This is a genomic window from Virgibacillus pantothenticus, from assembly GCF_018075365.1.
GTDB lineage: Bacteria > Bacillota > Bacilli > Bacillales > Amphibacillaceae > Virgibacillus > Virgibacillus pantothenticus.
In genome coordinates this window covers 3,830,407-3,850,799 of record NZ_CP073011.1, presented here as the reverse complement: position 1 = coordinate 3,850,799, position 20,393 = coordinate 3,830,407, and the positions used below count along the sequence as shown (strand labels likewise).

The following is a 20,393-nucleotide window of genomic DNA, read 5'->3' as shown; positions in this document are numbered from 1 at the left end:
AGGTCATTACATGACAAAAAATACGAGATTTCCAGAAGGATTTTTATGGGGCGGAGCAACGGCTGCGAACCAGTTAGAAGGTGGTTTTGGTGAAGGTAATAAAGGATTGAATATTGCCGATGTCTTACCAGGTGGAAAAGAAAGGCTTAAAGTATTAAGTGAACCTGGGTTTGACTGGGAGATTGATAAAAATAAATATTACTACCCGAACCATTTAGGTATTGATTTTTATCACCGGTATAAAGAAGATATCGCTCTATTCGCCGAAATGGGATTCAAAACCTATCGCTTATCCATTGCATGGTCTAGAATTTTTCCTAATGGAGATGAACTGGAGCCAAACGAAGAAGGCCTGGCATTCTATGATCGTGTCTTTGATGAATTGGCAAAGTATGATATTGAACCTGTTGTTACTTTATCGCACTATGAAATGCCATTAAACTTAGTGAAAAATTATGGCGGCTGGAGAAATCGTGAGTTGATTACATTTTTCGAAAGATATGTTGAAACGGTATTAAACCGCTATAAAGATAAGGTAAAATATTGGTTGACATTTAACGAAATAAATAGTGGATTTATGATGCCAATCATGGGACTTGGATTTGCGATTCAAAAAGAAGAAGATAGGTACCAACCAACATTTCAAGCCCTGCATCATCAATTTGTCGCAAGTGCACTTGCTGTTAATGCAGCACATCGAATTATCCCGGGATCTCAAGTAGGCTGTATGATTATTTATGCTCCAGTCTATTCCTATGATTCCAATCCTGAAAACGTCATGTATGCACATGAAGAAAGTCGTTTATTTAATAATTTCTGTACAGATGTTCAAGTCCGTGGGAAATATCCTACTTTCATTAATCGCTATTTCAAGGAACATGACATTAATATTGAAATGGAAGATGGCGACTTAGAATTGATTAAAGAAGGTACTGTTGACTTTATTTCTTTAAGTTACTATATGTCTCGTACAGAAAGAAAAGAAAAAACTACAGATGAAATCGGTCAAGGTAACATGGTCGGTGGTGTTAAAAATCCATTTCTTAAAGCAAGTGACTGGGGATGGGAAATTGACCCAACAGGTCTTCGTATTACACTTAATGAACTTTATGATCGGTATGAAGTACCGTTATTTGTAGTGGAAAATGGTTTAGGTGCTTATGACAAAGTAGAAGAGGATGGCAGCATCCAGGACGACTACCGTATCGAATATTTAAGAGAACATATTAATGCGGTCGGAGAGGCTATTGAAGATGGTGTAGAAGTGATGGGCTATACTTCTTGGGGATGTATCGACCTTGTCAGTGCATCAACAGGAGAAATGTCCAAGCGTTATGGCTTTATCTATGTAGACCTAGATGATGAAGGTAATGGTACATTAGAACGTAAAAAGAAAAAATCATTCTGTTGGTATAAAGACGTAATCGCTACGAATGGAGAAAAGCTATAATCTCTCGGGGAACCCTAAACAAATTTAATTTGTTACTTCCAATTGTCAAGTACACTGAATAATTGAAGGTTATTTATTCATCATTGATGTAAGATAAATGTAGTACAGGAGTTGGATAGGTTGAAAAAAATTATTTTTATGGATATCGATGGGACACTCGTCAATGATAATGGAGTGGTCCCTGAATCAGCAAAGTCTGCGGTGCAAAAAGCGAGAGAGAACGGTCATCTTATTTTTATCAGTACAGGACGGTCGAAAGCAGAACTATATGAGGATATACTGGACATAGGATTCGATGGCATTATTGGTGCAGCTGGAGCATATATTGAAGTTGGGCAAGAAGTCATTTTACATGAAACCGTGGACCCTGAAGATGTCCAGCATCTGGTTGATTATTTTAGTCAGCATGGTATTGATTTTTATTTAGAGTCAAATGGTGGGTTATTTGCTAGTAAATACTGCAAAAAACATATACGCTCCATCATTGATAAAGTAATCGAGGAAAATCACGAGGCGAAGGAAGAAGTTGAAAAAGGAATCCTTCCATTCCATGATGCGCTGATTGAAGGTGAAAGTTTGATAAGAGACGACATTAACAAGATCTCCTTTTTAGGATCAGACATACCTATCGAAAAGATAAGTGAAGAGTTTGGAACAAAATTCAATATTATTTCTAGCACCGTACCTATCTTCGGGGAAAATAGTGGAGAATTATCCGTTCCAGGTATCCATAAAGCGACAGCTATTGTAAAGGTGTTAGAACATTTGAATATAAATAGAAAGAACTCATTTGGTTATGGTGATGGGATGAATGATTTGGAAATGATTCAATATGTTCACCGTGGAATTGCTATGGGAAATGCTAAAGAAGCTCTGAAGCTAGCGGCTGATGATATTACTGATACTCCTGATGAAGATGGTATATTTAATAGTTTTGTAAAGTACGGGTTAATATAAAAATTGGAGCCTGTCACTCGCTGAATTTTGTGATATTGTCGAAAGTGAAACCCCATCTGAATGAAGGTGGGGTTTTTCGGTGTTTGTATAATTCTGGATTTTAAACTTCCAAACTACATTGATGGAAGCATTAGTGATATTAAAGATTACATCTATATGTTAGTTAGTATACCACCATAATGAAGCGTATTTCAATTTATGAGCTATTTAAAAGGAAGAAGCAGCCTCATGATTCATATAGATGTGGAAATCGGAAATTTTGGTGTAGAGGATTTTATGTTGATACAGTGGGAAGAAATAAAAAACAAATTCAAGAATATATCAGTAATCAGCTCAAGGAAGATTATAGGAGTGATCAATTAACATTATTTGAAGAGTTCGATCCATTTACAGGACAAAAAATAAGAAGAAATATCAACGAGTAAATGCAGTGCAAGAGGGAAACTCGATCGGTGAGCCTTTAAGGCCGAGGCCGGTAATAAAGGCTTTCAGCCGCAGAGCAAACCACCAGTTCACACTGGTGGTTTTGATTTAGTGTGCCAAGCATGCGCACATTCTTTAGGGTTGAAGTTCTGAGCCAAGAAGGCAGTAGTGATTAGCTTAAGTCAAGGGTGCTTAGGGTGACCAAGAATCTGAAGGAAGTCGCGGCAAACAACATGAATGTTATAATCTAAGTCACAATGGAAATTATGTTGTATGCTTGGGTTGATGCCCGCATTCCCAAACAAATTTTTAATCAATTCCTCTTCCTTGTTTCATCATCACGATATAATTAAATCCCTGAATCAGTTTATTTGCGCGATTGTTTTCCTTCCTATTCTCCTAAAAGTTAACGATTCATTTCACGTTGCAGTGTTTCAAAAAATAACGTCACATGATAGCCATCTACTGTTGCGTGATGAACCTTAATATTCACTGGCATTAGTAACTTTGAACCAACTTTTTCGTACTTTCCACTGGTAATCATTGGTGTTAAATTATTTTTGTTAGCTGCTGCTTGAGATGAAAAATGTTCAAAATGCATCCAAGGAATTGATGAAATATTTACCACGTTGGGTGGAACATCTCCCATTGGTGCGATATCTGTTGTGTTTGCATACTCTTTTATAAGCTTTTTGTACTCACGGTCAACGGATTTATAATCTGTTAATCCTTCCAACCATAAACTATAAAATAACTCTGTTTCTTGATTAAAGTGCGTAAACGTTGGCACTAATTCTTGCCATTCTACTAATTGATTATCTATGTGGGCATATCTTAAATTCGGAATCGCGTTAACCGATTTAGTCAAATTAAAAATGGAATAAGCATAAAAACTTATAGATTCGTCTTTGCATTTTTTAACTGCTCGAGTAACATCAATCTTTACTGTCATTTCAAACGTTGTGTCTGTCACCATAAAATACTCATAATAGTTTCTTCTTGGAAAATTTTCTAAATCAATGACTTGATAAGTTGTCATCTACTTCAACCTCTCATTGAATATATTCAATTATTATAATATCACTACATTGTCAGTAAGACAGCATTTTAGTGCTGTCTTACCGCCTACAGTATATATAAAACTTTGCATAAATATTATCAAAAGTTAATTTTGCCTTTTTTGATAAATAAAGTCTTCATACGTCATTTTATGCCTCTTAAAATCAAAGTACAAAGTTAAAGAGGATTAAACGGTATCAATTTTGTCGAATTTTTAGACCTAATAACGAAGCAAATTGTATTGCTTGAGACGTTGATACTATACATCCTTTTAAGTCCTCCATTGATACAGTTAAAGAATCAAAATCAGATGAGCTTATATCAATTCCTTTTAAAGGTGTCTCTTCAAAGCTCGCGCCATTAAGATTGCATGAAAGAAATTCTACTTTTTTAAGCTTACAGTCAAAAAGGTCGGCGCGTTCTAACGCAGCATCATCAAAAATCACCTTTTCCAGTTTTGAGTTACCGAACGTAACCATATTAAGAATGGTTTCCCTAAATCTTGTATTACCGATATAAGACTCTGTTAAGTTGCTGCCAAGTAACTTACAATTAAGAAACTCAACTCGATTCATGGAGGCATTCCCCAAATTAGCATTGGATAAATCACAATTCTCAAAGCGCACATCGGTAAGATCAATTCGGCTAAAATCCGTATTTGTGAAATTACAATTCCTAATCACTGTTTTATATAATCGCACTCGATCAAGTGCTTCGTCGGCAAATTCTGAATCGTTAACCATACACATTTCAAATTCCGGATCTTCTTCGTAAAAAATATCTGTAAATCTTCTTGGCGTGAGATCTTCAGGGATTTTGGGTATGTCAATCTTCACTGTATAACTACCTACTTTCAAATAAATTTAATTCATTTATAAATTCTTTAGATACAAATATAAGGGAACGAACGTTCTTTTACAAGGCTTGACTTTTATGCATTTTCTGCTACATCGGATTCATAAAGGAGATATATTAACTGAAATTGTTTTGAGTTCTAAGAAAATCCCCTTATTAAATGAAATGGCCCGTTTGTTGAATAAATAATTCTAATCTTTCACATGGTACTAAGTGGTAATAAAAAGCTAACTTAATTTGCCTATTTGACAGCATTTATCCTAGACTAAAATGGTTAAAAAACATAAAAAATGATATAGTTCCCTACCAAAATTGTTTGAAAGGGAATTTTTAATAAAAGTATGTGTTTTTGGTAGGGAATTATATAGTGTTTACATTTGTTAATTTTAGGGGAAAATTTATGCTAAAATTTTGAATGGATCGAAATATATTTCATTAATTAAATGCAAAATAACCTTTTACTAAATCTATCAAAGATTGGGATTATTTGTTGTATGTTAAAATTGGTTATGTTACGCTTTAATTGAAATAATTACTTTAAGAAGAGATGATTACATGAAAAAAGTTTTAGTTTCAGGGTTATGTGCAAGTCTTCTTGTTGCAAATTTTGCTGGTACATCAGCACTTGCTGCAACAAAAGAGCATTCAACGCAAACAGAAGTTACTACAAGCGTTAACAAAGAAGTTTCTTATGATCAGGAATTTATAAACAAAAAATTACTAGAAATTTCAGAAGGTTTTGCTTTACCTCTACCTTACAAAGAAGGCGATGTTGAAGTACCTGAAGGCTATAGTGTATCAGTAGTGACTAATCCAGTGACTAATCAATCTTTTTATAGAATCAATCCTGTAGTACAGACTTATGGTCTAAAAAAATGGGCTATAGTAAATGCGTTTAGCTATGGAGGTAAAGCTTTAAGTACTGTTTTAGATGTTGTATCTGATTCTACAGCTAAATATATCAAGAAGAATTCTGGTAAGATAGCAGATGCAATTGATCATGCTGGAGAAATGTTACATGGGGAAATTTATCAAGCGTTACTTGCCGGGGGCGTTCCCAATCCTTACGCTAGAAATATTGCTTGGGCTATAGATGCTTTTCTTCTCTAAGAAGTGAAAAAATGTCTGGGGTGAAAAAATGTCGGGAGGTAATGAATACCAAAAAATACTCGATGAAATTGAAAAGGTTAAATTTCATAATCGAAGCCTTTTAACTCTTATTGGAATAATAAATGAAGATAAGATGGAAAAAACAACTATTTATGAAACTACAGTTATGTTTGACTTATCTAAGAAGGATTTAAGGGAATTAAAGATACTTATTGAGAGTTATAGTGGTAATAACTTTGCATTCGAGCAAAAAGCTTTAAAAATCAATCCTACTTTCAAGAAAAATAACTTAATTTTTATTCTAAAATCATTTTTAAATACTGGTATGTTTGAGGATAAGATAACTTCCATTTTAGAAAGCTATGAATCTTAGTTTTGTTAAAATACCAATAAATAAAGAATTTTGTTAAAAACACTCTTCTTATTCCGAAATTAGAATAGGTAAGAGTGTTTTATTTTTGGTTAAGAGTGGAACTGATAGGATTTGAACCCGTCTGGAAGACAAATATTCTCACATTTTTAGCTAATATTTATTTAGCAATTGGATTTGATTAATTGATTTTAAAATGGTCTAATTTTATTTCTGCAATTTCTTATGTAATCATAAGTTTTTTTATATAAATGGTATACTTTCTTTAAGCTAGTTAGGCTATATTTTTGTATCATAAAAGTAGGTACGCAAAAGTGGAACATAAAATTAGTTGCTTTCCATTCTTGGTATTTGCCGTATAGTAATCTGATTTCATTGTTTTCATATTTTCTCCAACTATCATTCACACACTATTAAGGAATAACTGAATTAAGCAAATTTATGCATTTTTTATTTTGATCTTGTTTTCTTCACATTTTTGATGGATTACTTTCTGATAATACTAAAAAAATAGCCTCGATCTTTCTTTTTATTATTTTTATGCTTCTGTTAATACCCAAGTTGATTTTAGCCAAAGAAATAGAACTTCCATAAAATTGGAAGTTCTATGTTAATCATTGACTCATTGAAATAACGAATCAGTTAGTAGAAGAGTGATACTAATAAATTATATAAAGAGTGAACAATTATTGCTGACCAAAGAGAGTTGCTTTTTTTATATACTAAGCCAAATATAATCCCCAACACAAAAGCTGTTATTGTGGAACTTAGCATATAAGGGAATGAAAGACCCTTATAAAACCAAATAGGGAAATGAATCGATGCAAAGAGTAATGCTGTAATTATATTTGCTGTCCAGAATTTAACAGAATCCATAAGCTTTCTTAATAAAAAACCCCTAAAGACAATTTCTTCAGTTATCCCAACTAATAGAATAGTATTAAGCCATTCATTAAATCCAATTTGAAAGTCAATATTATTTTTTAAAATAGTGAAATTTAATACTACAAAATAGGATATGAAGACTACGGATACCCAACTTGCCCATTTTAAACCTCTTTTAAAGTTATGACGTAATCCTAGATAGGAAAACGGAACACTTTTTTCCATGATTTTAACTAATAACATGACTGGAATGACCCAAATAACTATTTTAATCATGGCTGATGTTAAGGCTCTCGGAACAGAATCCATCAATTCTAAATATGGAACGAACCATAATTCTCTGATACTCCATATGGCATAAAATAGTATGAAATATACCCAAATATAATTTTTATTTACTTTTAAATCTATCAAAAACTCCCCCTTTTCTTCTTTGTTTATGACATTTAATAAATGCAGCTTTTGGCAATTAAGAGTATACATCATATAATGCATAACTACAGCTTTACATGGAGAGGTGGTCATGCTAGGCTTCCGTATCAGGCAAGTCGTGAGCTTGCCACATTGCCTTATTTCATAATCACAGAGGCCCCGTGTCAAGCTCGTGATGTATGAATAAAAATACAGACCAGTGTATCACCTTAATTGCCATTCCATACAAAAAATGCCAAATACATTCTTCAATAACACTATCCCTTTATCGATATTATATATCATCTTTCTCATCATATATTGATCAATAAAAGTTGATTAATAGGATGAATAAGTAAGACACTTGTTAAAAAACCTTGCAACAAGTATCTTCGGTTAAAACAAGCTGTACTTTTATAAAAACTATGGAGTGTCTCAGTTCATATTCAAGCCAGTTAAATTCATAATAAAAATTCTTCTCTTTTAAAAAATGATGTTTATATTTTTGAAAAGAGGAAAGGTTGAAATTTTGTTTACGCAAAATTAATGACGCACTCCAAATTCATTACCAAGTTCGTAAACAAATATAAATATAGACATATATCTATATAGATGATAATCTATGTACATGAAAATTTTTAAACAGGAGGATTTTATGACATATAAAGAATTATCTAGCATATTAAAGACTTTAGCTGATCCTAGTCGATTAGAAATAATAGACATATTATCTTGTGGTGAATTATGTGCATGTGATTTATTAGAGCATTTTCAATTCTCACAGCCAACTTTAAGCCATCATATGAAATCCTTAGTGCAAAACCAACTTGTTATTTCTCGCAGGGATGGTACAAAGACAATGTATAGACTTAATCATGATGTTATCGCTGATATTACAGCGCAACTTTCTTTGTTAGGTTCTAACCATAAACCGTGTATATGCGAAAATATACAAAAAGGTGAGTGTGAATCATGACAGTATTAGCCGTTCTGATATTTTTATTAACGTTAACATTTGTAATTTGGCAGCCTAAAGGACTAGATATAGGTGTAACAGCTATACTAGGCGCTATTCTTGCCATCATTACAGGTGTTGTTTCGTTTTCTGATGTAATAGACGTGACAAGTATTGTATGGAATGCAACCCTCACCTTTGTTGCTATAATTATGATTTCATTGATTTTAGATGAAATTGGATTTTTTGAATGGTCAGCAAGACACATGGTTTTAGCTTCAAAAGGAAATGGCGTAAAAATGTTTGTTTATATTTCTTTATTAGGTGCTATTGTTGCGGCATTTTTTGCTAATGACGGTGCGGCGTTGATTCTAACACCTATCGTTCTAGCCATGGTTAGAAACTTAAATTTTGAAGAAAAAATAATCTTTCCATTTGTGATTGCAAGTGGTTTTATTGCAGATACGACGTCCCTTCCTCTTATTGTTAGTAATCTGGTTAATATTGTATCAGCAGATTACTTTACTATTGGATTTTTAGAATATTTTAGCCGGATGATTATACCTAACCTATTTTCACTTGTAGCAAGCATTTTAGTTTTATGGTTATACTTTAGAAAATCTATACCGAAGCATTTCGATGATAAAGAACTGCAAGCTCCAGTAGAAGCAATAAAAGATATAAGGCTCTTTAAATATTCATGGTTTGTTTTGGGAATATTATTTGTAGGTTACTTAGCAAGTGAATTTTTGGCTATCCCTGTGTCCATCATTGCAGGTATTATTGCTATTGTATTTTTACTATTAGCTAGAAAATCAAAAGCGGTAAATACTCGTCAAGTCATATTAGGTGCACCTTGGAATATTGTCATTTTCTCCATTGGTATGTATCTCGTTGTATTTGGGCTGAAAAATGTCGGTATTACAACAATTTTAGCAAGTATGCTGACTTCATTGAGTGATAACGGATTATTTACAGGTATTATGGGGATGGGGTTTATTTCAGCTTTCTTATCTTCCGTTATGAATAACATGCCAACAGTATTAATTGACGCTATCGCTATTGATCAGACAAATGTTACTGGTTTATTAAAAGAAGGTTTAGTATATGCCAATGTTATCGGATCTGACTTGGGTCCAAAGATTACACCTATTGGTTCCCTTGCTACGCTTTTATGGCTACATGTCTTATCTCAAAAAGGGATGAAAATTTCTTGGGGGACTTATTTTAAAACAGGTATTGTGATAACTATTCCTGTGTTATTCATTACACTGATAGGATTGTATCTAACATTATTAATATTTTAAAGGAATGAGGTGCGTTTATATGGCAAACAAGATTATTTATTTTATTTGTACTGGCAACTCTTGCAGAAGTCAAATGGCGGAAGGATGGGCTAAAAAAATTTTAGGGACAGAATGGGACGTTTATTCTGCGGGTATAGATGCGCATGGTGTTAATCCCAATGCCATTGCAGCTATGAAAGAAGTGAATATTGATATCTCTAATCAAACTTCCGATGTTATAAATCCAGAGATTATAAAGCAATCATCTCTAGTTGTAACGTTATGTAGTGACGCTGATAATAATTGTCCGATATTACCTTCTAATGTAACCAAAGAACATTGGGGATTTGATGATCCTGCCGGTAAAGAATGGTCGGAATTTCAAAGAGTGAGAGATGAAATAGGAAAAAGAATTCAAGAGTTTAAAAACACAGGAAAGTAAATCCAAAAGCCCTTATTAATTTTGATGGCTTTTTGTAAAGTATAATTGTGAGAAAGGGCTGTGTACGCATTCTTACTTACGGTTCGCATCATGCAAACTTACAAACAAAAAGTTAAGCATAATTTTCGAGAAGATCTCTGGAAAAATGCTATGCTGTGCGTCTAGGAAAAATATCAAGTATACCGTTTTTACCATCTGTTCCTACAAGAATTTTTAAAAATAAATTATATCTCATTTATTTATCATTAAAGTACCCTTTCAAGTTTTGATTCATGAAGATTGACTATAAAAACCGAAATGATAGGTCATTTCAGCTTTAAAATCTGTGGCACACTTAATATCAATTTGCATATTTTTATTGTTTTAGATATTTCCTAAAAACCTTTCATATCAACGTTACACATATGGTAGTATTGAGTGGGAGTAATACAAAACAGTAGGCATTTGGTTAATACAGTAATATCAAGGTTTTGTTAATTGGATGGTAGAGGGAACGACTATTAACCTATAACTATTATAATTATAAAATAAGCATTCTTTTATCACAATTATCAGTGGTGAAAGAAGGCTTTTTTTTGGGTTAAAATTATGAAGCTGAATGATGATTTTAAAAATGGATCAGCAAATAAAAGGAAGGGAAAGAGAGTACGTTACCTTTTGGCAAGAGAAACCTCTTGCATCCACGCATAAACTCTTTAAATACGTCATGTTCGCTTTGTAGAATTACCTAAAGGTAAAGAACTACAACTATTCTTTTGAAGATTTCATTATTTTTGCTGTATTTTTGTGTCCACTTTTGTAATAGCCCTTCATATCTATTCTAGTCAAACATTTCAAAAGAAACTACATTGGTCCATGAATAAATTTATACTAACATCAAAAATATATCAATAAAGTTAAATGATTTTTAGAAGTACTTTGTTAATCTATAGTGAAGAGCATTTTTGTTATGAAACAGGTGAGTACAATCGAAGACCACATCTTAATTCGAAAAATAAAATCGGGCAATACAGAGGCTTGGGAGAGATTAGTAAATAAATACTATCATCAAATCTACTCTTATTGTGTTAGAAGATGTTTGGGAGATCGGGTTTTAGCGGCAGACTTAACGCAGGATATCTTTCTAAGGATCATTGAAAACATCGATAAATACAAATTTAGTGGGAAGTTCTTTAATTACTTATTTACCATTACTGTGAATGTCTGTAACAACTACTACAACAAAAAGAAATTCAACCAGTCTGAACTAGATGAGAAAGCTGAAAATGTTGGCTCTGAGGCGATTGTGACTAATTTAATTACGCAAGAAAATATGAATCAAATCCAGGTTGCGCTAAATACGCTTCCAGATATGCAAAGAGAAGCTTTAATTTTGAAATACTACCATGATTTAAAGGTTAAAGATATTGCCAAAATTACAGGGACAAGCGTTGCTACATCTCAATCAAGGATTCATCAAGGCTTAGAAAAACTAAGTAAATTGTTGAATAGAGAGGAGTTTATGAATGGATAATGAAACAGTTAAAAAAATGAAAGCCTATGAAATTAAAATGGATGACTTCAAGAAACAAGAGCTTATTCATTTAGGAAAGCAAAAAATGTTGAAGCATCAGCTTTACAAACATTCACTGCTTGACTTTTTCCTATCGTCTATCCGATTTACCAGAATCCACACTTGGCTGATTCAATTCTCTATTCTTGTCTTGACCGCTTTCTTAATTACGAGAGTGATAAACGATGAGTTACCCATATTCATCATTCAAAGCTTAACAATTGCAGTCATTTTTTCTGCTATTTTCTTTATCGATGAATTATTTCGCAGTTTTACATCTGGAATGTGGGAATTAGAGCAAACTTTAAAATATGATTTGCGGCAACATACGATCATAAAATTACTTATTTTTGGATTAACCGATTTATTATTAATTATTATTTTAGCCTTTATTTGCCATGGCGTGATGGCTATTTCTTTTTGGAAAATCATCCTATATTTACTCGTTCCTTTTAATATTACTTGTATTGTCCTGTTTTCTCTGTTTACGATGTGGAGAAATACGCTCTCTTCTGTTATTTTTTGGATGGGTTCAGGGATCGTTCTGATGTGTGTCATGATTTTAGCTAATGTATTCCATATTTATGAGCTTACAACAATGCATTGGGTAGCAGGATATATTTTATCCATCCTATTTTTAGGGATTATTGTTATGAATATGCTTAAAGTTAAGAAATGGGAGGCGCTTTGCTAATGCTATTAGAGCTTGATAATATTACAAAAAACTATGACGAGACTACTGTTCTTCGCAATATTTCCTTTCGTTTAGAACCAGGTGTTTATGGTCTTTTAGGTTCAAACGGATCAGGGAAAACAACGTTATTTAGAATTATTTGCGGCTTGACGAAACAAACTGCGGGCACCATCAACTATAATCATGGAGATGTACGCACCAATCCAGATGCTTTTCGTTCAGTTTTAGGCTTTTTACCACAAGATTTCAGTTATTATCCAGACTTTACAGCGATGAAGTTCATGTTATATATCGCTGCTCTTAAAGGGATCAATAAAAAGTTTGCAAAAAATAGATGTCTCGAACTTTTAAAGCTAGTTGGCTTAGAAGATGTAAAGCATAAAAAAATCAAAAAATACTCTGGAGGAATGAAACAACGGTTAGGAATCGCCCAAGCAATGATTAATGATCCAGAAGTATTGATTTTGGATGAGCCGACAGTTGGTTTAGATCCCAAAGAACGAGTTCGTTTTCGGAATTTAATTAGTTCTTTTTCTGAAAATAAAATAGTTATCCTTTCCACTCATATCGTTTCAGATGTGGAGTATATTGCCGATGAAATACTTGTTTTGAATCAAGGAAAGCTTGAAAACAGGGGTGCTTCCTCTGAATTAGTAAATACGATTAATGGCTATGTCTGGGAGACGATGGTTGAAACAAATCAACTTGATGAGATGCTAGCAAAACATATCATTAGCAATCAAAAACATGAAGACAAAGGGACGGTATTAAGAATTATTTCAAAAGAAAAACCAACTCATACTGCACAACAAGTTCAACCGACATTGGAAGATTTATATTTATACTATTTCAGAGAGGATGCTAGAAAATGACAACAATGGTGAAGTATGAAATAGAAAAAATACGAAAAAACAAAACGTTTATTGGAGCAATGGTCGTATCATTATTTGTGTTAGCAGGTATATTGCTTGTTGGTTTTCATTATTCACAACTACAGGGAATAAATGGGGAAGGAATGGAACGTTATCATCAGGTTGTTAAGGAAAGCACTGGAGAATTTTCCGATCAAAAAGTAAGAGAAATTCTTGCAAATTACATGGATAGATACCAAAGTACGGATGAGGATAACAGAACTTTTGATTTGTTCTCTTGGGAAATTGCAGAGACTTTTTTTCAAAAGGACAAAAGTGTCTTTGACAAAATGAATAATGCGATGGAACTGAATGAAAAAATAACCATTGATCAAATTAAACTTAAAACGATAGAAGAAGTCGGGTTTACCCAATTTCAAAAGCCGTTGAAAATTGGCGGATATGTTACATGGACGGACTTTTTTAAAGTGACAGGCCATTTATTTATCCTAACGAGCATTCTTGTCATTTTAGTATGTTCGCTTGTTTTCTCCAGCGATACGTCAAGAAATATGAACCAGTTATTATTGTCTACAAAGTTTGGCAGAAATAAATTAACTATCTGAAAAATCATCGCAGCAACGCTGATTTCCATTTTTGTATTTCTCTTCATTCAAGTTATATCACTGGGAGCATTTTATATGTATAATAGCGGTTTTAGCGGTTGGGACACGAGCATTCAAACAAATTTCTCATTAAAGCTATTTAGCTTTCCAGTTGAAATGAATCATGTCCAAGTGTTCTTTTTAGCTTTAGCTTTGCATTTTATAAGTTTGCTGGCGATCGTAGGTGTTACCATATATGTTTCATCTATAGCGAATTCACCGTTCAGTGCTTTAGCCATATCATTAGGGCTATTCCTTTTGCCAAAAGCATTCGTTCAACTATTTAAAAGGGGCATCGTATATAAGCTATTAAACTTGTTTCCAATAAACAACTATCAGATTGAGGATTTTTTAACTTTTATGAGTTCAAAACAAGAGTATATTCTTAGCTCCTTTATACAAAATATGGTGTCTACCATGATTATCCTACTCATTATTAAAGTTGTTTTAGATGGCACCGTTTATTTACGAATGAAACGGTACCAAGTCTCATGAACCTTTAGAGTAGAATATGAAATATTAAAGTATTCTTAATTAACCTGAAGCAATACTTAGAATTAAAATAGTCAATGTATTGCTAGATGGAATAAGTGTATTTGGATTGTCTTCACAGGTGTTCAAAAGAAATAAGTTAAGCTTACTTTAGGATATGGCCTTCTATTCATTGAAAATTGCCACAAAATTGCAGAGAGGGCTTAGAAGGAATGATTTTTTATACATTTGACAATTGCAGTAAATACATGCTGATTTTTTTGAAATTTTATCCAATTACTTCGTTACTAATTTACAAACAAACAGTATCTAATAGGGTGTTTAAAATACTTAGCATGCTGATGATTAACTGGTTTTTGTATTTTACAGTGATTTTTTCCAAAAAACTGCTACTATATTTTATCATTTTAAAAAAGAAGGTTGAAGGTTATGAAGTGGTAAATTAACCTACCTTGCTCTGTGGCATTACCAATAATCTTTATCCCGCATATAAGTTGCCGTAAGACTCCCATTTCAAGAATTGGAGAACCATACTGCAAAAAGTCTAAGTAGAGAGACAACAACACCTAAATGCCCTATTTCGTAAGAGGCGTTTAGGTCATACCCTTGGGCTACTAACAAGTAGTTGGGGATGTATGAAAAGGCTGATGATTGAAGATTCGGTCTATTTAAATATTAGTTCAATAGTTCTTCTACCCATAGTTAAGGAGAACAGTCCCTATGTTAACTCCTGCACATACGTTGTGAGATGAACACTTCATTGCGTGAAAATCTCACTTTGAGCCCTCGATAAAAACAAGTATTTTCCAATTAACAACGGAATCCTTGAAAAAATTTCTATCGTGAAACAATTTTATTCTTCTCTACGTGTAAGAATGAGAAAGGTATTTTTGGAGGGGAAACAGATTGTCCATTAAAATCGAAGGATTACAAAAATCATATCGTTCATTTCAAGCATTAAAAAATATTAATTTACAAATTGAAACGGGATTGTTTGGGCTCCTTGGCCCGAATGGAGCAGGGAAATCAACACTAATGAAGATTTTGAGTACGATTCTTCCTTTTCAAGAAGGGAAGGTATCTATATATGGTCATGATTTAGTCAGTGAAGGGGATAAGGTACGACAACTGCTCGGGTATTTGCCGCAGCATTTTAACGTGCCAAGCCAATTTACGGGTAGGGAGTTCCTACATTATGTAGCATCCTTAAAAGGTGTGTCGAATCTACAGGAAAGAAAAAACCAGGTAGAAAAGACTCTCGAAGACGTGAACCTTATTGAACAAGCTAATAAAAAGATAAAGGGCTACTCGGGAGGAATGAAGCGGCGGCTTGGGGTTGCGCAGGCGCTTATCGGAAACCCGAAATTCATCATTCTTGATGAACCGACTGCAGGACTTGACCCTTCAGAAAGGATTCGTTTTCGAAATGTAATGGAAAGGTTGAGTAAAGATCATTCGATTATTTTATCAACTCATATCATAAATGATATTGAATCTAGTTGTAAAAATGTTGCGGTCATTCATCGCGGTGAGGTTCTTTTTCAAGGATTCACTGAATTATTAGCTGATAAAGCGAAAAATGTAGCATGGGAGTTATCGGTTCCCTTTTCTCAATATGACAAAATTGAAAAAGAATATGTCATTATTTCTAGCCGTAAGGAAAAAGATCAGGCTGTTTTTCGAATTATTTCCAAAGAACAACCACAAGGTAATGTAAGACCTGTACAACCAACGGTCGAGGATGGCTATATGGCAGTTATAAGCAGGGTGATGTCATGAGCGTAATGAAATCCGTTTTTCAAAATGAATGGCTGCTTTTACTTCGAAATAAATTCTTAGCTGTCCCAGTATTAGCAAATATATTGTATTGGGGGTATGTCATCATCGCTTATGAAATCCAGCCAATCCATTATGAAGAACGTGCTGCCGTATTTTACCAAAGCTTCATCTGGTTACTGTTACTCAATTTGTTCATCATTGGGCTCTTTGCCGTTTATATGGCGAGCAAAGATCGGGATAGTTATTTTGAACAATTAGTCGTAACGTACGAAGTGAAAAACGGGGAATGGATTGTAGGGAAATGGCTGATTACCCAATTATATGGAATTTGTATTACGATGATAACAGTCGTCGTGCAAGCATTATGGTTTATAGTAACACCCACGCCGATAGGAGATTGGTTTAAAAATATATTTTACGTATTCATGCAAATGGAAGGGGCATTTTTTCTTCTCATTTCTATCGGTTTTTTATTTGCACACCTCATTAAGTCAATGCTTGCGTATTTGGCTATTCCAGCTATTTTAGTGCTAAGCTTATTTCTGCCCTTTGACTATGCTGGAACTGCTGAAAGTTGGGATAATCCAAAGTTTCATTTATTGACTCCTTTTGATTTTATGTTCGTTGAAACTCCTTATGATGGGATATGGGGGATTTATCATCTGTTTAAAAATGCCATGTTGCACCAAAGTGCTATCATTTTATTGAGCGTTGTGGTTATTGGATTAGCTCTGTTATTTTTTCAGCGTAAGCGCAGGAGTCATAAAGAAAAAAAGCTGATCCCTATTCTCATTACGATCTTTCTTATTCCAACGGCTGTGTTAAGTGGCGCGCGGTTCATGCAATATGATCAGGCGCTTCATCAATACATTGCAACGGGGAAGAAATATGCTGAGTCGTTTGATGGAGAGGGCGACTATAACGAATGGATGAATTCCTTTTATGAAGAGCATAAAGACGATCAGCCATATGAATTTTCAATGGAAAAAACAAATATAAGTGTGGAATTGCAAGCGGAGGATTATATAAACGTTCAAAGTAACTTAAAAATAAAACATAACGGGAACGAGTCAATAGATGAAGTTTTTTTAACTTTGTATCACGGCTTAAACATAAAGGAATGCACGAGCGAAAGGACCGTTTCTTGTTCACGGAGTGGAGATTTTATTAAACTTCATTTAGAACAACCAATGAAGCCCAATGATACATTGCACCTCAGTCTTCAATATGAAGGAAATGTATTGCAATATCGCGAGGATGGCTATGTGGAACAAGCGTTTATAAAGAATGATCGCGTGTATCTTCCGAAAGAAGCAGGATGGTATCCTTTAATTGGAAAACGTAATCTAGTTATCGCTCGGGAGCATGATAACTTATATGCAGGATTTGAATTAAGAAACGCTCGGCTTGTGGAGGATTTCCCTACAGAATTTACCGTGAACATGAAGCAAGATCAAAAACTTCCGCTTGCATTGACGATACCAGAAATTAGTAAAGGAACGTTTCAAGGGAATTCTCAATACGGTCTTTCTTTAATAGGTGGAAAATTCAAGGAAGACAAGGTTGGTGAAATTCGCGTTGTTGCTCATCCTGAATCTGTTAACGGTATGAAAGAAGTGATTGGACGCTATCAACAATCTTGGAGCTTTATTGAGGATTGGTTAGAAGTTCAAATGAGCCCCTCGGTTATCTATATATTGAGTGATAACTATTATTATCTTACACGTGATGGCGTAAATCATGATTTTTTTGTAATGAGAAATGAGTATGTGGATGATGTAGAAATTGCCCATGAACTCCTAAATGAGTTGACTCGGGAAAATCCTTTCGATGGCACCCGAGATTTTTCTGTTTTTTACGATGCGTTGGTGTGGATATTGCTCGATAATCTCCACGAACAAGATGGTTTTTTGGAATGGTATAAAACCAATGTGTCAGATGAGGGTGAAATACTTACAAGAGTAAAGTTATTACAAGACTACGCGGAAAAAGGAACAGAACCATTTAAAGCTGTCCTACAGTATCTTTTTAACTATTGGGCAGGGCTAGACCACAAGCAGGAATTTGATTTGGAAGCGGCTTTAAAACAATACGAAGGGAAATCGAAACAATGAAAGGGTGCTTGGTTCGGTTTCGGCTCTTTTTAAAGCTATGGTTTACTTCTTTGTATTTTTATATTTCCATTTTACTCATCCCAATCATTGCAATGATTGTTTACAACTCTGGGATATATGAGGTAGGAGATCTTTCTAGCCTTATTTATGAAAAAACGGCGTCAATATGGTACGTTTTTATCATTCAATGGTGTTTTTCAATTGATTTAGATTCTAAATTTTATCATCAGCTTATAACGTACCCTGTTGTTAAATGGAAATTTCTATTGGAGCGGGCGTTATTTTCCGTAATTATTTTTTGCGGGTTAATGAGTATCGTTATCATTCCTTTAGTATGTATATATGGAAAGTTTCTGTGGCAGGGCTTCGTTTTTACCATTCCTGTGTACTTGGCTCTAGGTTGTTTCGCCATTTTAGGACTGATGATTGGTAAGCATTCACTTGGAGGAATCATAGCAGGAGTCCTTTTTTGGATGATGACCTTATTTGGCGGATCGTTATTGCGGGAATTAAATGCCATTTTACTGGTTTATGGAAGTGTGGAACGTTTCGTGAGCGGAGAAACTGGAATTTTCTTAGCGGAAAATCGCTGGCTGCTCTATAATCGATTGTTTTATATCGGACTAGGAGTAGTATGTATGGTAGGAGCGATATTAAAAATGAAGCGGAGGGATGGGAATGCAAGATGAAGAATATATGCGGCAATTATCACTTGGAATAGATTCAGCGTTCGATATTCTAGTTTTCCGATATCATAAACCTCTGTTTGGATATGTATATCGATTATTGAACGATGAAAAATTAGCCGAAGATATTGTACAAGAAACATTTCTAAAAATCTATCAACAAGGTCAAAAGGGATTCATTCCCGATCAATTTAAACCGTGGATGTATAAAATCGCGACGAATACTTGTAAGGATTATTGGCGAAAACCAGTCTCGCGGCTTGAATATGTAACAGATAAAGATTTGAAAGCAAAGGAGCAAGTTTACCAAATTATTGATCATCAGCTGGAGCGGCAATGGATGGTAGAATCACTAAACAAATTATCTATGGATTATCGAACGGTATTATATTTACGTTTTTATCAGGACTTGAAATACACGGAAATAGCTTTGGCGTTGGATATTTCGATCAACACTGTAAAAACTCGAATTGCACGTGGGTTAAAACAGCTTGGTAACATATTAGCTGAAGATGAACGGAAAGGGGTTGAGGAAAATAAGTAAAAATCAAGAATTAACCAAATTAGAAAGCGAGTGGAAGGCTCATTTTGATCGATTTACCGCCCCTGAGCCATCAAGGGAAAAGACACTCGATTTAATCGAAAAAATCAAAAGTATGGAACAGGAGCAAAGTCCAGTTGATTTACGTAAAGAGCTAGAAACGACGCAAGATAATCTTTCGACTAGATCCAAAATAGTCAATATGTTTTTATCACAATGGAATTTTTATGGTACGGTTAGTTGGCTAATGACAGGATTACTCATGATTGTTATCACTTTTACCATTAGTGAAAATTATGGTGCTGCTGGAGCTGGCTTTTTAAGTTGGATGAAGTGGATAACACTTCTTGTTATTGCAGTTATTGGCTATTCGTTTCGCCCTAAAAACGAAGGAAATGAGATTATTGAAATGTTAAGCTATTACCCAATTATTCAACAAATATTCACCCGTTTTATCATTGTAATGGGTTTTCAAGTCGCTCTGACCCTGCCGTTAAGTTTTATTGTTATAGGAAAAGAAAGTACGACATTGTATTTAGTTAGCTCCGTTATACCTGTTTTCTTTTTTGGTGTAATCGGTTTTGTGACAATATTATGGTTAGGACAAAAATTAGGTTTAGCTTTAACATTGTTTATATGGTTCAGTCAAGTGTTCATGAAGAAAAAGCTTTTGTTTCAAACTCCAGGCGATGATTACTTTCTAGTCATCCATATGATAATTTTTGGAGTTTCTATCCTTTTATTAAGCAGTGTGTTATTGAAAAGACGTTTTTCGGTGAATACGAAATGAGGATAACGGTAAGCAATGTAGCATAT

General features: G+C 34.0%; 20 protein-coding genes and 1 pseudogene. 18 read left to right on the top strand and 3 right to left on the bottom strand.

The annotated features are described in order from the left end of the window. Positions 1–10 precede the first annotated feature (10 nt). The 3 genes and pseudogenes from KBP50_RS17865 to KBP50_RS17855 form a co-directional block, all read left to right on the top strand. A complete protein-coding gene (locus KBP50_RS17865; protein WP_050351764.1) occupies positions 11–1,450 on the top strand; it encodes a glycoside hydrolase family 1 protein in 1,440 nt (479 codons plus the stop codon). A 120-nt stretch (positions 1,451–1,570) separates the two neighbouring features. Continuing rightward, the gene (locus KBP50_RS17860; RefSeq protein ID WP_236691404.1) at positions 1,571–2,407 is read left to right on the top strand and encodes a Cof-type HAD-IIB family hydrolase; all 837 of its coding nucleotides are present in this window, start codon (positions 1,571–1,573) and stop codon (positions 2,405–2,407) included. Positions 2,408–2,551: 144 nt separating this feature from the next. Continuing rightward, positions 2,552–2,832: pseudogene (locus KBP50_RS17855) on the top strand (transposase); the annotation flags it as partial. 404 nt (positions 2,833–3,236) lie between these two features. On the opposite strand, the gene KBP50_RS17850 reads toward KBP50_RS17855, so the two are convergent. Then, positions 3,237–3,869 carry a CatA-like O-acetyltransferase gene (locus KBP50_RS17850; RefSeq protein WP_076362023.1) on the bottom strand — a complete coding sequence of 211 codons (633 nt, stop codon included), beginning with the start codon at positions 3,867–3,869 and terminating at the stop codon, positions 3,237–3,239. Positions 3,870–4,086: 217 nt separating this feature from the next. Continuing rightward, positions 4,087–4,725, bottom strand: a complete 639-nt coding sequence (locus tag KBP50_RS17845) for a pentapeptide repeat-containing protein (protein WP_050351763.1) — start codon at positions 4,723–4,725, stop codon at positions 4,087–4,089. Positions 4,726–5,299: 574 nt separating this feature from the next. Here KBP50_RS17845 and KBP50_RS17840 point away from each other — a divergent pair. Further along, on the top strand, positions 5,300–5,854 hold the full coding sequence (locus tag KBP50_RS17840; RefSeq protein WP_050351762.1) for a hypothetical protein: 555 nt from the start codon (positions 5,300–5,302) through the stop codon (positions 5,852–5,854). 28 nt (positions 5,855–5,882) lie between these two features. Beyond that, entirely contained in the window at positions 5,883–6,227 is a 345-nt protein-coding gene (locus KBP50_RS17835; protein WP_050351761.1) for a hypothetical protein, read from the top strand. A gap of 639 nt (positions 6,228–6,866) precedes the next feature. On the opposite strand, the gene KBP50_RS17830 is transcribed toward KBP50_RS17835, so the two are convergent. Next, positions 6,867–7,523 carry a CPBP family intramembrane glutamic endopeptidase gene (locus KBP50_RS17830; protein WP_157858467.1) on the bottom strand — a complete coding sequence of 219 codons (657 nt, stop codon included), beginning with the start codon at positions 7,521–7,523 and terminating at the stop codon, positions 6,867–6,869. 652 nt (positions 7,524–8,175) lie between these two features. Between KBP50_RS17830 and KBP50_RS17825 the strand changes: the two genes are divergently transcribed. The 13 genes from KBP50_RS17825 (at position 8,176) to KBP50_RS17765 (ending at position 20,367) form a co-directional block, all read left to right on the top strand. After that, positions 8,176–8,496 carry an ArsR/SmtB family transcription factor gene (locus KBP50_RS17825; protein ID WP_050351759.1) on the top strand — a complete coding sequence of 107 codons (321 nt, stop codon included), beginning with the start codon at positions 8,176–8,178 and terminating at the stop codon, positions 8,494–8,496. Then, positions 8,493–9,782, top strand: a complete 1,290-nt coding sequence (arsB, locus tag KBP50_RS17820; protein WP_050351758.1) for an arsenite efflux transporter membrane subunit ArsB — start codon at positions 8,493–8,495, stop codon at positions 9,780–9,782. The genes KBP50_RS17825 and arsB overlap by 4 nt, the downstream gene beginning before the upstream one ends. Positions 9,783–9,801: 19 nt before the next feature. Next, positions 9,802–10,203, top strand: a complete 402-nt coding sequence (arsC, locus tag KBP50_RS17815; protein WP_050351757.1) for an arsenate reductase (thioredoxin) — start codon at positions 9,802–9,804, stop codon at positions 10,201–10,203. A 958-nt stretch (positions 10,204–11,161) separates the two neighbouring features. Further along, entirely contained in the window at positions 11,162–11,716 is a 555-nt protein-coding gene (locus KBP50_RS17810; protein WP_210967603.1) for an RNA polymerase sigma factor, read from the top strand. After that, positions 11,709–12,449: a hypothetical protein gene (locus KBP50_RS17805; protein WP_050351755.1), complete on the top strand. Its 741-nt coding sequence runs from the start codon at positions 11,709–11,711 to the stop codon at positions 12,447–12,449. The genes KBP50_RS17810 and KBP50_RS17805 overlap by 8 nt, the downstream gene beginning before the upstream one ends. Continuing rightward, positions 12,449–13,321 carry an ABC transporter ATP-binding protein gene (locus KBP50_RS17800; protein ID WP_050351754.1) on the top strand — a complete coding sequence of 291 codons (873 nt, stop codon included), beginning with the start codon at positions 12,449–12,451 and terminating at the stop codon, positions 13,319–13,321. Before KBP50_RS17805 ends, KBP50_RS17800 begins: the two co-directional genes overlap by 1 nt. Next, a complete protein-coding gene (locus KBP50_RS17795; RefSeq protein ID WP_050351753.1) occupies positions 13,318–13,926 on the top strand; it encodes a hypothetical protein in 609 nt (202 codons plus the stop codon). Before KBP50_RS17800 ends, KBP50_RS17795 begins: the two co-directional genes overlap by 4 nt. A gap of 75 nt (positions 13,927–14,001) precedes the next feature. Further along, the gene (locus KBP50_RS17790) at positions 14,002–14,460 is read left to right on the top strand and encodes a hypothetical protein (protein WP_050351752.1); all 459 of its coding nucleotides are present in this window, start codon (positions 14,002–14,004) and stop codon (positions 14,458–14,460) included. 903 nt (positions 14,461–15,363) lie between these two features. Further along, positions 15,364–16,236: an ABC transporter ATP-binding protein gene (locus tag KBP50_RS17785; RefSeq protein ID WP_050351750.1), complete on the top strand. Its 873-nt coding sequence runs from the start codon at positions 15,364–15,366 to the stop codon at positions 16,234–16,236. After that, positions 16,233–18,350 (top strand): ABC transporter permease, encoded by a 2,118-nt coding sequence (locus KBP50_RS17780; RefSeq protein ID WP_050351749.1) that lies wholly within the window; start codon positions 16,233–16,235, stop codon positions 18,348–18,350. Before KBP50_RS17785 ends, KBP50_RS17780 begins: the two co-directional genes overlap by 4 nt. Beyond that, a complete protein-coding gene (locus KBP50_RS17775) occupies positions 18,347–19,039 on the top strand; it encodes a hypothetical protein (RefSeq protein ID WP_050351748.1) in 693 nt (230 codons plus the stop codon). Before KBP50_RS17780 ends, KBP50_RS17775 begins: the two co-directional genes overlap by 4 nt. Next, positions 19,029–19,580 carry an RNA polymerase sigma factor gene (locus KBP50_RS17770; RefSeq protein ID WP_050351747.1) on the top strand — a complete coding sequence of 184 codons (552 nt, stop codon included), beginning with the start codon at positions 19,029–19,031 and terminating at the stop codon, positions 19,578–19,580. The genes KBP50_RS17775 and KBP50_RS17770 overlap by 11 nt, the downstream gene beginning before the upstream one ends. Further along, positions 19,564–20,367 carry a hypothetical protein gene (locus tag KBP50_RS17765; protein ID WP_050351746.1) on the top strand — a complete coding sequence of 268 codons (804 nt, stop codon included), beginning with the start codon at positions 19,564–19,566 and terminating at the stop codon, positions 20,365–20,367. Before KBP50_RS17770 ends, KBP50_RS17765 begins: the two co-directional genes overlap by 17 nt. The last annotated feature ends 26 nt before the right edge of the window (positions 20,368–20,393 follow it).

Excerpts from the sequence above, each read along its gene's own strand:
- KBP50_RS17865 (WP_050351764.1), top strand. The coding sequence starts at position 11 with ATGACAAAAAATACGAGATTTCCAGAAGGATTTTTATGGGGCGGAGCA.
- KBP50_RS17790 (WP_050351752.1), top strand. The coding sequence starts at position 14,002 with ATGTATAATAGCGGTTTTAGCGGTTGGGACACGAGCATTCAAACAAAT.
- KBP50_RS17800 (WP_050351754.1), top strand. The coding sequence starts at position 12,449 with ATGCTATTAGAGCTTGATAATATTACAAAAAACTATGACGAGACTACT.
- KBP50_RS17795 (WP_050351753.1), top strand. The coding sequence starts at position 13,318 with ATGACAACAATGGTGAAGTATGAAATAGAAAAAATACGAAAAAACAAA.
- KBP50_RS17825 (WP_050351759.1), top strand. The coding sequence starts at position 8,176 with ATGACATATAAAGAATTATCTAGCATATTAAAGACTTTAGCTGATCCT.
- KBP50_RS17840 (WP_050351762.1), top strand. The coding sequence starts at position 5,300 with ATGAAAAAAGTTTTAGTTTCAGGGTTATGTGCAAGTCTTCTTGTTGCA.
- KBP50_RS17805 (WP_050351755.1), top strand. The coding sequence starts at position 11,709 with ATGGATAATGAAACAGTTAAAAAAATGAAAGCCTATGAAATTAAAATG.
- KBP50_RS17850 (WP_076362023.1), bottom strand. The coding sequence starts at position 3,869 with ATGACAACTTATCAAGTCATTGATTTAGAAAATTTTCCAAGAAGAAAC.
- KBP50_RS17770 (WP_050351747.1), top strand. The coding sequence starts at position 19,029 with ATGCAAGATGAAGAATATATGCGGCAATTATCACTTGGAATAGATTCA.
- KBP50_RS17775 (WP_050351748.1), top strand. The coding sequence starts at position 18,347 with ATGAAAGGGTGCTTGGTTCGGTTTCGGCTCTTTTTAAAGCTATGGTTT.
- KBP50_RS17780 (WP_050351749.1), top strand. The coding sequence starts at position 16,233 with ATGAGCGTAATGAAATCCGTTTTTCAAAATGAATGGCTGCTTTTACTT.
- KBP50_RS17835 (WP_050351761.1), top strand. The coding sequence starts at position 5,883 with ATGTCGGGAGGTAATGAATACCAAAAAATACTCGATGAAATTGAAAAG.
- arsB (WP_050351758.1), top strand. The coding sequence starts at position 8,493 with ATGACAGTATTAGCCGTTCTGATATTTTTATTAACGTTAACATTTGTA.
- arsC (WP_050351757.1), top strand. The coding sequence starts at position 9,802 with ATGGCAAACAAGATTATTTATTTTATTTGTACTGGCAACTCTTGCAGA.